Origin of the sequence: Mesorhizobium sp. B2-4-6 (assembly GCF_006442775.1) — a bacterium.
Taxonomy (GTDB): Bacteria; Pseudomonadota; Alphaproteobacteria; order Rhizobiales; family Rhizobiaceae; genus Mesorhizobium.
In genome coordinates, this window is record NZ_VFVI01000010.1 from 158,938 (window position 1) to 174,421 (window position 15,484).

The following is a 15,484-nucleotide window of genomic DNA, read 5'->3' on the forward strand; positions in this document are numbered from 1 at the left end:
GCATGGCAAAGCTTCTGATCGTCGAGGACGATGAGTCCGTCCGCACCCTCGCCGCCCGCGCGCTGGAGCGCGACGGCCATAAAGTCACCATCGCCACCGACGGCGCGCAGGGCCTGGACATGATCCGGCAGACCGGTGGCGACTACGATCTGGTGGTGTCCGACATCCGCATGCCGGAAATGGACGGCATCGAGATGGCGACGGCGGCCGCGAGGGAGTTCCCGACGATGAGGATCGTGCTGATGACCGGCTATGCCGATCAGCGCGAGCGCGCCGAGGAACTCAACGGCATCATCCTCGATGTCGTGCAGAAGCCGTTCACGCTGGCCGAGATCCGCGCCCGCGTCGGCAGGGCATTAAGCTGCTTCGCTTGAGACCGCCCCGGCGGCCGGCGCGGCCCTTCGCCGACGCCCGCCGCTGAGCGCAAGCAGGCCGGCGCCTATGATCAGCGCCGCGCCGAGCACGGTCGTTTCGCGCGGCACCTCGGCGAAGAACAGGAAACCCCACAGCGGCGACCAGAGAATGCCGGTGTATTCGAACGTGGCGACGCGGTTGGCCGGCGCCATCCGGTAGGCCTGAGAGAGCAGGATCATGCCGGCGGAAGCGACGAAGCCGCAGGCGGCCATCTTCAGGAAATCCGGCATCGTCGGCCATACCCATGGCCGCACCAGGAATTCGACGCTCGGATGCGCCGCGTGGGTGATGCCGGCGAGATGAAAGACGGCAGCGACGGCAATGGCGCCGCTGAGGTAGGCGCCGTTCTGGTAGAAGGCCATCACTGTCGATGATTCGGTGTCGCCGATGCGGCGCGCCATCAACTGCGAAAAGCCGTAGAGGAAGGCCGAGCCCAACGACAGCAGCGCCGCCCAGTCGAACACGCCGGCGCCTGGACGCACCATCACCAGCACGCCGACCAGGCCGATCAGAACGGTCGCCAGCGTCTTCCAGGAGACGCGCTCGCCGAGATACGGACCGGCCATCGCCATGATGAACAGCGGCGCCATGAAATAGAGCGCCACCGCGTCGGCCAGCGGCAAGGCGGCGATCGCCAGATAGTAGACCGTGTAGGACGAGAACTGGATGAAGGCTCGCAGCGTCAGCATGCCGAAGCGCTTCGACAGTACCGCCTTCAGGCCGACATCGGCCTGGACGAGCACGATCAGGATCGGCAGCGCGACGATGGCGCGGATCGCCATCACCTCGGTCACCGGATAGCCGCTCGACACCGCCTTCACCAGCGGATCCTGCAGCGAAAAGACCAGCACGCCGAGGCAGAGGCTCAGAATGCCTAGCACCATCCGGTTCTGCATCAATGTCGGCCCCCCGCGAGCCGTTGGTTATTCATTTCACGCAATTCCGGACGGAAAACCGCTGGGCACTTTTCCTGGAATTGCTCGTAGAGCAGAGATGACGCTTCGTCGAACGGTCATCCTGCTCCAACTGTGGTCGTTTGAGCATGATCTTGTCCGAAAACCGGTTCCCACTTTTCGGAAAAGTGCTCGTAAAAAGAACCCGCCACCATTTTCAGGCAGCGGGTACGAGTGAGGACTCTTCGATTGGTCCGCGGCCGATTTCGCGGTCGCATATCCAATGGGTATGGCGACTATCCTGCGGCGTTTGACATCTTGCAAACGAATTGGAATGATGCCAGCAATCAAATTTTCTTATGGCGGAAATCGATGAAACCCGTGCTCGACAGCGACCTCCTGCGCACTTTCGTGGCGGTGGCCGAAACCGGCAATTTCACCCGCGCGGCGGAGAAAGCCGGGCGCACGCAATCAGCCGTGTCGATGCAGATGAAAAAGCTGGAGGACATGGTCGGCGACGATCTGTTCGAGCGCGGCTCGCGCGGCGTGGCGTTGACACGCCGCGGCAGCGAATTGATCTCGAACGCCCGGCGGATCGTCTCGCTGCTCGACGAGACGGCCGCCTCGCTGGTGGCGCCGCCGCTCGGCGGGCTGGTGCGCATCGGCATCCCGGCTGAATATGGCCGGTCGATCCTGTCGCGGGCACTTGGCGAATTCGCCAAGCGCCATCCGCGCGTCGAGGTCACGGTGCGCTATGCGCATTCTGATTCGCAGGTAAGGGCGCTCGCGGCGGGCGAACTCGATCTCGCGGTGGTGTTCGAATGGGAGGGCTCTTCCGGCGGCGAGGTGCTGATGCACGACCCCACGGTGTGGGTGACGTCGACGCTTCACCACATGCATGAGGAAAAGCCGGTGCCGATCGCGCTTTACAGCCGCAACGGTTGGTGCCGCGACTTCGCGATCAAGTCGCTGCAGCAGCGCGGCCTCGACTACCGGGTCGCTTACACCAGCGACACCAATGGCGGCCTGACGCTCGCCGTCACTTCCGGCCTTGCGATCGCGCCGATCTCGCGCAGCAACATCCCGGACGATTGCCGCGAGCTGACGGTCGCCGACGGTTTCGGCGACATCGATTCCTCCAATGTCGTCCTGCACCGCAATCCGCTGGCGACCGGCGAGGCGATCGACGGCATGGAGAATGCGATCCGTGAGGCCTTCATGCTGACCCGGCAGACACCGGCCGGTCTTTGAATTCTGCAACTGCGTCCGATTTGGAGCAGTTTGCCGATAGAATTCGCGCGCCTTGGCGATGTCGAACATGCGCAGGACCGGGGTGACGGGTCCAAGTTTCGGCATAGGTGACGGAAATCCGAAAGGCGCAGGCGAGCTTACTTCAGCTCCAGCAGCCGCTCGAGATAGCTGCGCTCGATATCGGGGCTGAGCGCATTGCCGAGCCGCTTGCGGATAGCGTCGAGGATCTGGCGCGCGCGCTGCACGTCGATCTCGTCGGGAACCTTGACCGAGGTGCCGTCATCGGGGCCGTTAGTGGCGCGCGGCCGTCCCAGCGGATCGCGGTCGGCGTCCTGCCGGCGGCCGCCCTGCTCGTTGCCGCCCTGATCGCCCTGCATGGCCTGCATCTGTTTCATCATGTCCTTGGCGCCGCGGCGCAGCGCCTCCAGCGCGCGGCCCTGGTGGCCGACGGCCTGGTCGCCGTCGCCCTGGCCCAGTGATTGCTCGGCATTGCCCATCGATTTGCCGGCCTCGCCGAAGCCCTCATTGGGCTCCATGCCCATGCCCTCGAGCCCCTTCTTCAACTGGTCGAGCTCGCTCTGCAGCTGGCCCTGGCCTTCCTGCAACTGCTTCAACGCATCGGCCAAATCCTTCGGCGACATTTTCGGACGTCCGAGCGGATCGCGGTCCTGGCCGGGGCCGGGCCGCTGCTGGTCGTCGGACTGGCCCTGTTCGCCGTCCTCGCCAAGCTGCTGCTGCTCGCCGCCTTCGCCACGCTGCCCGCGCTGCATCTGGTCCAGCCGGAAGGTGTCGTTCATCATTTCCTGCTGGCGGCGCATGATGTCGCCGAGCTTGTCCATCTGCTGTCGCAGCTCGCTGTCCTGCTCGCCGCCCTGCGGCTGGCGGCCGGCCTGCAGGTTGTTCATCATGTCCTGCAGCTCGGAGAGAAGCTGCTGGGCCTTGTCGCGATCGCCCGATTTGGCCAGATTCTCGATCTGGTCCATCATGCGGTCGATATCGCTCTGGCGCAGCTCGCGGCCGTTCTGCTGCATCTGCGGCGCGTTCGGGTTCTGCTGCGCGCGCTGGGCGAATTCCTGCAGGAACTGGTTCATCGCCTCGCGCAGTTCCTTCATCGCCTTCTCGATCTCCTGATCGCTGGCGCCGTTCTTGATGGCATCCTGCAACGCCTGCTGCGCCTGGCGCAGCCGCCGCTCGGCGGCCGACAGATTGCCTTCCTCGATGCCGAGCGCGATCTCCCACAGATAGGACACGACGTTGCGCAGCTGGTCGTCGCTCTCGGAGAGCTTCAGCCGGCTCCTCGCGCTCATGATGGCGAGATAGTTCGACATGTTGTCAAACGTGTCGTCGGGGCGCAGCGTGATCGCGTCCATCAGGTCGAGGACGTGCGGCTTGGCATTGGTATCGAGCGCCAGCAGCCGGCGCTGCTCGATCACCGCGCGGGCGAGCGGATTGGCGAAGGGCCGCTCCGGCATGACCATTGTCCTGGTTTCGCTGGTCGCGGTGTGGCCGGCATCGTCGGTGACGCTCAGCGTCAGCTTGACGTTGGTGCCGGCCCAGACATGCTCAGTCAGGTCCTTGGTCGTCTTGGCCGCGTTCGCCTTGCCGCCGCGACGCGGCAGCGTCAGCGGCATGTCGGGCGCGCCGTAGAGCGGATGGGCGTTGGCGGCCGGCGGGTCCGACGGCTCGAAAACGGCCTTGGCGGAGGCGGCACCGTAGTCGTCGTCGATCTGGTAGTTCAGCTCGATGGCGCCGTTGACCGCGCGCTTCGGCTCGCCGACGAAGCGGATCGTCGGCGGCTTGTCGGGAATGACGGCAAAGGCCCAATGGCCGAGATCGCCCTCGCCGGATTTCAGCGTCAGCGTGCCGTCGGTGTTCAGCTTGCCGGAGAACTGTCGCACCTTTGGCGCCGTCTGGCTGGCGGCGGGCGGGGTCCCCTTGGATGCCACGGGGGGCGCCGCGGGCTCGATCGCGCGGTCATTGCCGCCTTGATCGGCATAGCTCAGCGTTTCCTCGCCCGAGCCGCCGGTGACGCGCAGCGAAACGTCGCTGCCTTGCGGAACGGAAAAAGTCTGGACGGCCTGGTTGGCATCCGCGGTCAGGAACAGCGGCGCCTTGCCGGTATAGGCGGGCGGCGTCACCCAGGCGTCGATGCGCGGCGGCACGGCGTCGTGCGCGGCGCGGGCGACAAAAGCGTCGCTGACGCTGCCGCCAAAGGGTCCGAAGGAGAAGGCCAAAGCCGTGACGAGCAGCAACCCCGCCACGGCGCGCAGGCCCCAGCGGTCATAGTCCGGCACGCCGGTGCGCGGCCGGTCGGCGCCGAGACTCGATAGCCGCTCGGCCATGCGCTTCTGGTGCTCGCGCCACAGCGCCTGCGAGAAGATGCTGTCGGCGCCGCTCGGCCGGTCGGTCTGCACCTGCACCGGGCTGTGCAGCAATTCGTTCGCCGCCTCGATGCGCCTGTCGACCTCGGCGGCCGAGGGCATGCGGAAGAAACGCAGCGGATAGAGCGCCGCGACCGCCGCCAGCGCGAACAGGATCAGAAGGCCGATGCGCACGACGTCCGGCAAACGCGGGAACAGGCCGAACCACGAAAAGCTGAGGAACAGGCTGGCGACGACCAGCAGCGACAACACGAGCGGCCAGGCGCGCTCGAAGGTCATCGAGGCCCGCGTCGCCAACCGGCTGAGCGCCAAGCGCCCGGCCAGGCCGCGTCCATCGCCGGCCCGACCGCGTTCGCCGCTGGAAATGGGTCGTTCGGTCATCGGCCCTTCCTGCCCGGGCGCAATAGCCCGGACGTCATCACCAGAAGGATACCAGCAAACACGGCAAAGGCGAGGCGGGTTCCAAAAACGTGAAGCGGTTTGGCCGGGTTATGATCAGAAATTGGCGGGATTCGTGTTGGAACCGCAGACGAGGACCGCCACGCGCTCGCCCTCCGCCGGCACATAGCGCCCGGAAAGCATGGCGGCGAAGGCCGCGGCGCCGCCGGGCTCGGCGATGATTCGCACGCGATCCCACAGCGCTTTCTGCGCCGCGACGATGTCGTCGTCGCTGACCAGGATCGAGCATTCGACGAAGGCCTCGGCGATCGGGAACATCATTTCGCCGACGCGCTTCGGCGCCAGCGAATCGGCGGCAATGCCTTCGGCGGGCGCGTCGACCGGCTGGCCGGCCTCCAAGGCGCGGTAAAGCGTCGGCGCCCCCTCGGGCTCGACGGCGACGATGCGGATGCGTCCCGAGAACCAGGCGGCGATGCCGCCGATCAGGCCGCCGCCGCCCACGGCGACCAGCAGCGTGTCGATTTCGGGCAAGTCGGCTTCGATCTCCAGGCCGAGCGTGCCCTGGCCGAGCAGCGTTTCCTCCTGGTTGAAGGCATGGATCTGCAGGGCGCCGGTCCTGGCCGCGAAATCCTCGCTGGCGGCGAGCGCCTCTGCATAACGCGCGCCGACGACCACCAATTCGGCGCCGTAGCCGCGAATGCGCGCGAGCTTGGCCGGCGGGCTGACCTCGGGCACGAAGATGGTCGCCTTGTGGCCGAGCTTCATGGCGGCATAAGCGACGGCGGCGCCATGATTGCCGCCGGACGCGGCGACCACGCCGGCCTCGGGCACCTGGCGCTCGAGCAGGTTGGTGAAGGCGCCGCGCGCCTTGAAGGAGCCGGAATGCTGCAGGCATTCGAGCTTCAGATCGACCGGAAAGGCGGGACGGCCGAAATCCGCCAGGTCGACGCGCATCACCGGCGTGTGGCGGACATAGGGGCGGATGCGCGGTTCGACAGCGGCGATGCGTTCGCGCGTGATCGTCTTTTTTTCCAGCATGGCCAGCTCCTTAAGGCGCGCCGCTCGGTTATTTCAGCCAGTCGGGGGTAGAATCCAATCCGATCAGGTCCTCATAGGTCTGGCGCGGCCGCACGACGTGAAAACGGTCGCCGTCGACCAGCACCTCGGGCACCAGGAGCCTGGTGTTGTAGGTGCCGGCCTGCACCGCGCCATAGGCGCCGGCGGTGGAAACCGCGATCAGGTCGCCCGCCTTCAGCCTCGGCAGGTCGCGGTCGAGGCCAATGAAATCGCCGGTCTCGCAGACCGGGCCGACGACGTCGACCTTCATGCGCGGCGTGGAGGAGGGCGGCTGCACCACCGGCCTGATGTCGTGGAAGGCGTCATAGAGCGTCGGCCGGATCAGGTCGTTCATGGCGGCGTCGACGACGAGGAAGTTCTTGGCGTCGCCTTCCTTCACATAGATGACCTCAGACACCAGGATGCCGGCATTGCCGACGATCAGGCGGCCGGGCTCGAACATCACCTTCAGGCCAAGACTGGTGACGTGCTTCCTGACGATCTCGGCATAGGCGTCGGGCAGGGGCGGCGGGCTGTTGTCGACGCGGTAGGGAATGCCGAGGCCGCCGCCGAGATCGACATGCTCGATCGCATGTCCGTCTGCACGCAGCGCCCCGACCAGTTCGACCAGCAATGCGAAGGCATCGTCGAACGGCTGCAATTCGGTAATCTGGCTGCCGATATGGGTGTCGATGCCGGTCACCCTGATCCCGGGCAGTTCAGCCGCGCGGGCATAGACTTGCCGCGCGCGCTGCCAGGGAATGCCGAACTTGTTCTCGGCCTTGCCGGTCGAGATCTTCTTGTGGGTCTTGGCATCGACATCCGGATTGATGCGCAGCGAGATGGGCGCCACCTTGCCGAGGGCCACGGCACGCGTCGACAGCAATTCCAGCTCCGGCTCGGATTCGACGTTGAAGCAGAGAATGCCGGCGGAAAGCGCGAAGTCCATCTCGCGCGCGGTCTTGCCGACGCCGGAAAACAGGATCTTGCTGGCCGGGATGCCGGCGGCCAGGGCGCGGCGCAACTCGCCTTCGGAGACCACGTCGGCGCCTGCGCCCTGCCTGGCCAGCGTCCTCAGCACGGCCTGGTTGGAGTTCGCCTTCATGGCGTAGCAGACCAGCGCGTCGAGGCCGGAAAAAGCCTCGTTGAAGACGCGGAAATGCCGGATCAGCGTCGCCGTCGAATAGCAATAGAAGGGCGTGCCGACCTCGGCTGCGATGTCGGGGATGGCGACGTCCTCGGCATGGAGCACGCCGTCGCGGTAGTCGAAATGGTTCACGGGGTTCGGTTCCGGAAGGTTGAAGCTCGATGAGATCGGGTCGATCTCATCGGCTCTAGAGCAGGGGATCGAGGATGAACTTCCTGTCCTTGACCGGTTTTTCCGGCTCGGGCGGCACCAGCTGCTTGGCCTTTTCCGCATCCTTGCGCGCCTGCTCCGCCGCTTCATAGGGCGTGTCGAGGCCGGTCTTCCTGCCGCAGGCCGTGACGGTGACGACCGCCGCCAGCAGCGCCAGCGTCACCAAAATCCTGCTACGGGTCATCGGTCCATCCGTTCGAAACTGTTTCTTGTGACGCCGCTTTTAGCCGAGTTTTCAGCGCTTTGCATCCCGGCAATTGCTTTGATGCATATCGTTGTCCCAGAACCGCTGCACACGTCTGGGCGACATGCATTAAGCCTTGGCGAGCCGCTTTTTCCAATAGCGGATCTGCTTTCGCACCTCCGACGGCGCGGTGCCGCCGAAGCTTGTGCGGCTCTTCACCGAATTCTGCACGGCAAGCACCGAAAAGATGTCGTCGGTGATGCCTGGATGGATCGAGCGCAGATCGTCCAGCGAGAGCTTCTCCAGCCCGAGCTTCTTCTCCTCGGCAAGCGCCACGGCGCGGCCGGTGACATGATGGGCCTCGCGGAAGGGCAGGCCGAGATTGCGCACCAGCCAGTCGGCAAGGTCGGTCGCGGTGGCATGACCGGCGCCGGCTGCCTTCTTCATGGCGGCGGCGTTGACGGTCATATCGCGCACCATGCCGGCGGTCGCCGCCAGCATCAGGTCGAGCGTCTCGGCGGCGTCGAAGACCGCTTCCTTGTCTTCCTGCATGTCCTTGCCGTAGGTCAGCGGCATGCCCTTCATCACGGTCAGCAGGCCGACGAGATGGCCGTTGACGCGGCCGGTCTTGCCGCGCACCAGCTCGGCGGCGTCGGGGTTCTTCTTCTGCGGCATGATCGAGGAGCCGGTGGAGAAGGAATCCGACAGCCGGACGAAGCCGAATTGCGGCGTCGACCAGATGATGATCTCTTCGGCGAGCCTGGACAAATGCGTCGCGCAAATCGCGGCGAGGCTCAGGAATTCGAGCGCGAAATCGCGATCCGAAACGCTGTCCAGCGAATTGCGCGTCGGCTCGCGGAAGCCCAGCGCCTTCGCGGTCATGTGGCGGTCGATGCCGAAACTTGTGCCAGCAAGGGCCGCCGCGCCGAGCGGGCTTTCGTCCATGCGCTCGATGGCGTCGCGGACGCGCGCGAGGTCGCGGCCGAACATCTCGACATAGGCCATGCAATGGTGGCCGAAAGTCACCGGCTGCGCCGCCTGCATATGGGTGAAGCCGGGCATGACGGTCGCCGCATGTTCCTCGGCGCGTTCGAGGAACGCGGCGATCAGGTCCTTCAATGCCCGGGCGACGCGCTGACATTCCTGCTTGACCCAGAGCCTGAGGTCGACCGCCACCTGGTCGTTTCGCGAGCGGGCGGTGTGCAGGCGTCCCGCCGCCGGGCCGATCAGGTCGGCAAGGCGGGCCTCGACATTCATGTGGATGTCTTCCAGCTTGGTCGAGAATTCGAACGTGCCGGCCTCGATCTCTTTCAGGATCGTGTTCAGCCCGTGAGCGATTTTTTCTTGATCGGCCGCCGAAATAATGCCTGTTTCGGCCAACATCTCGCTATGGGCGATCGATCCGCTTATGTCCTGCGCATAGAGCTTGCGGTCGAAACCGATCGACGCATTGATCGCTTCCATGATTGCGGCCGGACCCGAGGCAAAACGTCCGCCCCACATCTGGTTGCTGGCCTTCTTGTCGCTCATCGCTATAACCCGTGCTCCGGAGCAGTTTTGAAAATGGCAGACGGCAAGAGATACTTTTTTCCCGCCACGCGCCTCATCCTCGTCGCTTTGGTGGCGGGCGTGCTGGCCGGCGCGGTCGCGGTATATGTCAGCGAGAGCGGTTCTGGCAACAACGCTCCCGAGAAGGTCGCCGCGGTTGCCGGCAATGATGAAGCCGCCTGTGCGGCCAAGGCCGGTCGCGCCAAGCAGGTCGCCGCCAAGGCCGTCGGCCAGGTCGCGGCCCTGCGGCCGGCCGATCCGCCGCAATCGCTGAAGAGCCTGGCCTTCAACGGTCCCGACGGCAAGCCGATGACGCTGGCCGACCATGCCGGCAAGACGGTGCTGCTCAATCTATGGGCGACATGGTGCGCGCCGTGCCGCGCCGAGATGCCGGCGCTCGATGCGCTGCAGAAGGAAAAAGGCGGCAATGCCTTCGAGGTGGTCGCGGTCAATGTCGACACCGGCGACGACACGAAGCCGAAGAAGTTCCTCAACGAGATCGGTGTTCAAACGCTCGGTTTCTACCGGGACCCGACGATCGCCCTGTTCAATGAAGTCAAGACGCGCGGGCTGGCGCTCGGGCTGCCGGTGACCATGCTCATCGACGCGGACGGTTGCCTGATCGCGCATATGAACGGCCCGGCCGAGTGGTCGAGCCCCGACGCCAAGCGGCTGGTGGAAGCGGCGCTGGAACCTTGATCGTATCAGGCCGAGCGCGCCGCCGCGGCAGGCTCGAGCATCAGGATGCTGCCGCCGCTCCTGCCGGCAGGCTTGACGCCGTCATCGGCGGCCGGAACGCCGGTCAGCTCGCCGAACGCCTCGATCGGGCCAGGCCTGCCGAGATAATATCCCTGGCCGATGTCGCAATCCTCGGCATCGAGAAAGCGCAGCTCGTCCAGCGTCTCGACGCCTTCGGCCAGGACCGGCAGGCCGAGGCCGCGCCCCAAACCCAGCACGGCGCGCACGATGGTCGCGACCTGGTCGTTGCGGTCGACCGACTTGATGAAGGATCCGTCGATCTTGATCTTGTCGAAAGGGAAGGCGCGCAGGTTGGACAGCGACGAATAGCCGGTGCCGAAATCGTCCATCGCCACCCGCACGCCGAGCGCCTTGATCTGGCGCAAGGTGGCCAGCGCCCGCGGCATGTCCTTCACCAGCGCCGTCTCGGTGATCTCGAGCTCGAGCCTGCCCGCCGCCAGGCCTGAGCGGAGCAGCACCTCATGCACCCGGCGGCTGAAATCGAGGTTGTGAAGCTGCACCGCCGAGACGTTGACCGCGACCGTCAACGGGTTCTTCCATGTCGCCGCCTCCTTGCAGGCCGTCGCCAGCACCCACTCGCCGATCTGGGCGATCGAACCGCTATCCTCGGCCACCGGGATGAAGACCGAAGGCGAAACCTCTCCGCGTTCGGGATGCTGCCAGCGGAGCAAGGCCTCGAACCCGATCATCCTGCCGCTGCTGATTTCCTTCTGCGGCTGATAGACGAGCCGGAATTCGCCGCGCGCCACGGCTTGGCGCAGCTCCTGCTCCATGATGCGCCGGTCTCGCGCCTCGGCGCCCATCGAGGCCTCGAAATAGCGGAAGGTATCCTTGCCCTCGGCCTTGGCGCGATAGAGCGCGGTGTCGGCATGGCTGATCAGCGCCGCCTGTTCGTCGGCGTCGAGCGGGTAGAGCGCGATGCCGATGCTGGCCGAAACCATGCCGCCGGGCGACAGCCGGTTTTCCTGACGCAGCGCCGAAAGCACCGCTTCGGCAATGCGGCCGGCCGCCTGCGGGTCGGGAAGGTTGGGGGCTATGATGGCGAATTCGTCGCCGCCGAGCCGGGCCAGCATCTGGCCGTGGCGCAGCACGCCGGAGGCGCAGTGAGCCACCTTTTGCAACACGACGTCGCCGGCGGCGTGGCCGAAGAGGTCGTTCACTTCCTTGAACCGGTCGAGATCGAGAAGCATGAGCGCCAACTGGCCACCCTTGCCGCTGTCTTTGCCGCCGGGCGCGGACGCGGCGATCTCGGCTTCCAGGCGGCCGGTGAAACTACGGCGATTGGCAAGCCCGGTGAGCGGGTCGTAATGCGCGAGGCGCATGATCTCCTGCTCGGCCTTCCTGCGCTCGCGAATATCGCGGACGGCAACGACCAGGTGCGGCTTGCCGCAATAGTCGATGCTCCTGGCGATCAGTTCCACCGGAATCCGGCTTTCATCCTGGCCGCGCAGGTCGACTTCCTGCGCCTGCCCGTTGCCGGCGGCGACGGCGGAAGCAATCCGCTCGCCGAACAGGTCGGCCAGCGTCATCGCGTTCAGCGTGCCGGCGCCGATGCCGCTCAGCGCAGCGATGCTGTCATTGGCGCTGACGATGCGGCTGCCGTCGCAGACGATGAGGCCTTCGACGGCGGCATTGGCGAGGCCGTGCATACGCTCCGCCTCGATCCTGTGACGGCGGAAGCGCAGGTCGATCCACAGCGCCGTGGCCGACAGCACCAGGATGACGAGGCTTGCCGCCGCGGCGGTAAAGGCCTGCGACATGGGCGCAATCGTGAATTTCGAGATCTCGATCGAGGAGTCCGGGTGGATCGAGACGGCGGCCATGGCGATGAAATGCAACGTGCAGATCGCCAGCGTGAGCAGCAAAGCGCCGGCGACCGTCGCCTGTGTAGACGGCCGGCGTAGCACGACAAGCATGGAGAGCGCGGCAAGCGTTACGCCCGAGGCCAACGAAGCGGCGACCAGCAACTGATTCCAGACGATCCGGCCTTCGACTTCGAAAGCCGCCATGCCGGTATAATGCATCGCCGCAATGCCGATGCCGAGCACGGCGCCGCCGACGAGGTAGTGGTCGATGCTACGGCGCACCGTTGCGATCCACATACCGGCCGCGGTCAGGATGACGGACATCGCCAGCGAAGCCACCGAAAGCTCGGCGTTGTAGGCGTTGGGTATTCCCGGCGTGAAGGCGATCATGGCGATGAAGTGCGTCGCCCATATGCCGAAGCCGGTCGACGCGGCTGCAATCAGCAGCCACGCATGACGGTTTCGGCTCGTCGATTGGCCGACATGGCCAAGCAGGTTGACGGCCGAGAAACAGGAGATTCCGCAAATGAGCGCGGCCAGTGCCACCAGTCTCAGGTCGTGCTCGTTCACGATGCAATTATAGACGGCCAGCATCTTGCTTCACCTGATCTTCCCGCATCAATCAAGCCAACGTGATTGATTAGGGCTGGACGGCTGAAGAATCGATTATGCTGCCCGCAACCGTCGCGTGCTTTGCAGGTTGTATTGATTGCGCCGGAACGATCTCGGGATCGAATGCGTCGATCCGGGAGGCCGTTACTTCACTCGCACCGTGACCACCAGCGCCTCGTGATCGGCGCTCGGGCTGCCGTCCGGCAACACCGCCGGCAGCGTCGCCGGCGCGCTTGCCGTGAGGCCGCGGGTGAAGAACCAGTCGATATGGCCGGCTGGCGTCAAGTCGCCGACCGCGCGCCGCTGGGTGGGCTTGTCGAAAGCATTGGCCGTCTTCCAGTCGTAGCCATGCTCGGCAAACACCGCGAACAAAGGCTCATGGCGCTCCGGATACATCAGCCTGTCCGGTTCGGAGGCAACGCGCCTTAGCCACGCCGCAGGATCGTCATTGCGTTCCGGGTATGTGGCGGTCAGCGTGTTGAAGTCGCCGCCGATCAGGACCGGCGCCTCCGCGTCATATCTGTCGATGGCGTCGAGGAGATGGCGCGTCTGGTCGGCGCGGCCGGCAGGCGTGGTGCGGTTTTCGAGATGCACCGAAACGACGGTGACCCGATGGTCGCCGACCATCACCTGCCCGCCAAGCGCCATGCGGCCGCCAATGCGCGGCTGGCCGTGCTCCGGCAGGAACCAGGCGCCGGCCGCGTCCAGGCGAATGAGAAAAGGCCGCAGCAGCGGAACGGCACTGGTTATGGCATTGCCATGGAAGCCCTCCGTGTTCTCGGCGCCGCCATTTGCCGCCTGCTCCGTCTCATTGCCGGTGCCGAGTTCCAGAAACTCGACGGCGTAGGCGTAGGAATGGCCCAGACGATCGGCAAGCCGGCTCAACAGATGGCCGTTGCCGGAGCGGGCCATGCCCTTGTCGACCTCGGACAGCAGCACGACGTCCGTCGCCCGGCCGGCGATCGTTGCGGCGATGGCGTCGAGATAACGCAGCCGCTCGACGTTCCAGGCCATGACGGTCAGGCTCCCGCCGACGCTCTCACGCGACGCCTGGCCGCCGATCTCGATCTCGCCCAAGGCGGGAACGGCGGCGGCGTGGCGCAGATGGGTGGCGCTGTCGCGCGGTCCGTCCCGCATCGCGTTGCGGGCGGCGACAGGCACGTGCGTGAGCCGCGGGACCAGCATGTCTCTTCTCATCCAGTTAGCCGGTTAATCACGGAAAGGTCTTTCACCGCTTCGAGGCGCCCTAGCTTCCTAGAGCGCCGATGTGACGTTTTCATGCCGGGGCGACCGCTGCCAGGGAAGGAGAGGCTGGCTGTCCACAAGAACCGCTTACCGGTCCAGGGGCCACAACAGAACTGTCACATACCTTCTCTATGAGAGCGGGCAAGGACTTGCGCAAAACCCTTGTCACACTGCCATTCAAGAGGGAAAACCATGACGATCATCAAGCGGGGCTTCGCTGCCCTTGCCGCCGGCGCGCTCAGCACCGCGCTCGCGGTTCCTGCTTTTGCGGAGCCGGTCAAATTCGATTTCTGGTTCGGTCTTTCGGGCGATCTCGCCCGCGTCGTCGATACGCTGTGCAAGAACTTCAACGATTCCCAGAAGGACTACGAGGTCGTCTGCACCAGCCAGGGCAATTACGACGCCACGCTGCAAAACACGATCGCTGCCTTCCGCGCCGGCAAGCAGCCCACCGTCGTCCAGGTCTATGACGTCGGTACCGCCACCATGATGCTGTCGGGCGCCTACAAGCCCGCCGACAAGCTGATGGAAGAGAACGGCTACAAGATCGACTACAGCGACTATTTCCCAGGCATCGCGCGCTATTACGCGACGTCGAAGGGCGAGATGCTGTCCTTTCCGTTCAACTCGTCGACGGCGCTGATGTACTGGAACAAGGACGCCTTCGCCAAGATCGGCAAGACCGAAGCGCCGAAGACCTGGGAAGACGTCGCCGCCGACCTCAAGGCTTTGAAGGACGCCGGTTATGATTGCCCGATGGCGATCAACATCTCTGCCAATGAAAGCTGGCAGCTAATGGAGCAGTTCTCGGCGCTGCACAACCAGCCGGTCGCCACCAAGAACAACGGCTATGACGGCCTCGACGCCCGCCTCGAAGTCAACAAGACCAAGTTGGTCCAGTACGTCACCGATCTCAAGAAGTGGTATGACGCCGGTCTGGTCAAGATCAAGTCGAAGGACCTCGGCCAGGATATGGTTCAGGCCTTCGCCACCGGCACCTGCCAGCTTATCCTGACCTCGGTCGGCGATCACGGCACGGTCGGCCGCACGCAGAAGGAAGGCATGAACTGGGACGTCGCCGAGTTGCCGGTCTATGCCGGCACCGAGCGCAAGAATTCGCTGGTCGGCGGCGCTTCGCTGTGGGTGCTGTCGGGCAAGTCGGACGCCGAATACAAGGGCGCGGCCGCGTTCCTCAACTTCATCCACGACCCCAAGACCGCTTTGTTCTGGTCGACCAACACCGGCTACATTCCGGTGACGAAGTCGGGCTTCGATTTCATGAAGTCCAACGGCTTCTACGACAAGGCGCCCTATAAGGGCCGCGAAGTGGCGATCGCCAGCCTGACCGCGTCGGAGCCGACCGACATCACCCGCGGCGTTCGCCTCGGCAACTTCACCCAGATCCGCGCCGAGTTCGGCACGCAGATGCAGGCGATCTTCGCCAACAAGGTCAGCGTGCAGGAGGGCCTCGACGCGCTGGTCAAGAATGGCGACGCGATCCTCGATCGCTTCCAGCAGACCTATCCGGGTAAGACCCTGCCCTGATCCCGGATACTGGAACGGCCGCCCGCCGAGCATCG

12 protein-coding genes are annotated in these 15,484 nt (G+C 65.2%); 4 read left to right on the plus strand and 8 right to left on the minus strand.

Going from position 1 to position 15,484, the window contains the following annotated elements:
- The first annotated feature begins 2 nt into the window (after positions 1–2).
- Positions 3–374 (plus strand): response regulator, encoded by a 372-nt coding sequence (locus FJ957_RS23285; protein WP_140835169.1) that lies wholly within the window; start codon positions 3–5, stop codon positions 372–374.
- Here FJ957_RS23285 and FJ957_RS23290 read toward each other — a convergent pair.
- Entirely contained in the window at positions 357–1,310 is a 954-nt protein-coding gene (locus FJ957_RS23290) for a DMT family transporter (protein WP_140835170.1), read from the minus strand. The genes FJ957_RS23285 and FJ957_RS23290 overlap by 18 nt on opposite strands.
- A gap of 369 nt (positions 1,311–1,679) precedes the next feature.
- On the opposite strand from FJ957_RS23290, the gene FJ957_RS23295 reads away from it, so the two are divergent.
- Positions 1,680–2,558, plus strand: a complete 879-nt coding sequence (locus FJ957_RS23295; RefSeq protein ID WP_140835171.1) for a LysR family transcriptional regulator — start codon at positions 1,680–1,682, stop codon at positions 2,556–2,558.
- A 137-nt stretch (positions 2,559–2,695) separates the two neighbouring features.
- Here the strand turns inward: FJ957_RS23295 and FJ957_RS23300 are convergent, their stop codons facing one another.
- The 5 genes from FJ957_RS23300 to argH all read right to left on the minus strand — a co-directional run bounded on the left by FJ957_RS23300 (position 2,696) and on the right by argH (position 9,465).
- Positions 2,696–5,320, minus strand: coding sequence for a TIGR02302 family protein (locus FJ957_RS23300; protein ID WP_140835172.1), 2,625 nt, complete (start codon positions 5,318–5,320; stop codon positions 2,696–2,698).
- 114 nt (positions 5,321–5,434) lie between these two features.
- On the minus strand, positions 5,435–6,376 hold the full coding sequence (locus FJ957_RS23305; protein ID WP_140835173.1) for a threonine/serine dehydratase: 942 nt from the start codon (positions 6,374–6,376) through the stop codon (positions 5,435–5,437).
- A gap of 28 nt (positions 6,377–6,404) precedes the next feature.
- Entirely contained in the window at positions 6,405–7,673 is a 1,269-nt protein-coding gene (gene lysA / locus FJ957_RS23310) for a diaminopimelate decarboxylase (RefSeq protein ID WP_140835174.1), read from the minus strand.
- A gap of 55 nt (positions 7,674–7,728) precedes the next feature.
- A complete protein-coding gene (locus FJ957_RS23315) occupies positions 7,729–7,935 on the minus strand; it encodes a lipoprotein (protein WP_140835175.1) in 207 nt (68 codons plus the stop codon).
- 129 nt (positions 7,936–8,064) lie between these two features.
- Entirely contained in the window at positions 8,065–9,465 is a 1,401-nt protein-coding gene (gene argH, locus FJ957_RS23320; RefSeq protein WP_140835176.1) for an argininosuccinate lyase, read from the minus strand.
- Positions 9,466–9,498: 33 nt separating this feature from the next.
- Between argH and FJ957_RS23325 the strand changes: the two genes are divergently transcribed.
- Positions 9,499–10,182 (plus strand): TlpA disulfide reductase family protein, encoded by a 684-nt coding sequence (locus FJ957_RS23325; RefSeq protein WP_140835177.1) that lies wholly within the window; start codon positions 9,499–9,501, stop codon positions 10,180–10,182.
- Between the two features lie 5 nt (positions 10,183–10,187).
- Here FJ957_RS23325 and FJ957_RS23330 read toward each other — a convergent pair whose 3' ends face one another.
- Both FJ957_RS23330 and FJ957_RS23335 read right to left on the minus strand, forming a co-directional pair.
- Positions 10,188–12,641: an EAL domain-containing protein gene (locus FJ957_RS23330; RefSeq protein ID WP_140835178.1), complete on the minus strand. Its 2,454-nt coding sequence runs from the start codon at positions 12,639–12,641 to the stop codon at positions 10,188–10,190.
- A 162-nt stretch (positions 12,642–12,803) separates the two neighbouring features.
- On the minus strand, positions 12,804–13,844 hold the full coding sequence (locus FJ957_RS23335) for an endonuclease/exonuclease/phosphatase family protein (RefSeq protein WP_140835179.1): 1,041 nt from the start codon (positions 13,842–13,844) through the stop codon (positions 12,804–12,806).
- Between the two features lie 252 nt (positions 13,845–14,096).
- Here FJ957_RS23335 and FJ957_RS23340 point away from each other — a divergent pair, with 252 nt between their 5' ends.
- On the plus strand, positions 14,097–15,449 hold the full coding sequence (locus tag FJ957_RS23340) for an extracellular solute-binding protein (protein ID WP_140835180.1): 1,353 nt from the start codon (positions 14,097–14,099) through the stop codon (positions 15,447–15,449).
- Positions 15,450–15,484: the final 35 nt, after the last annotated feature.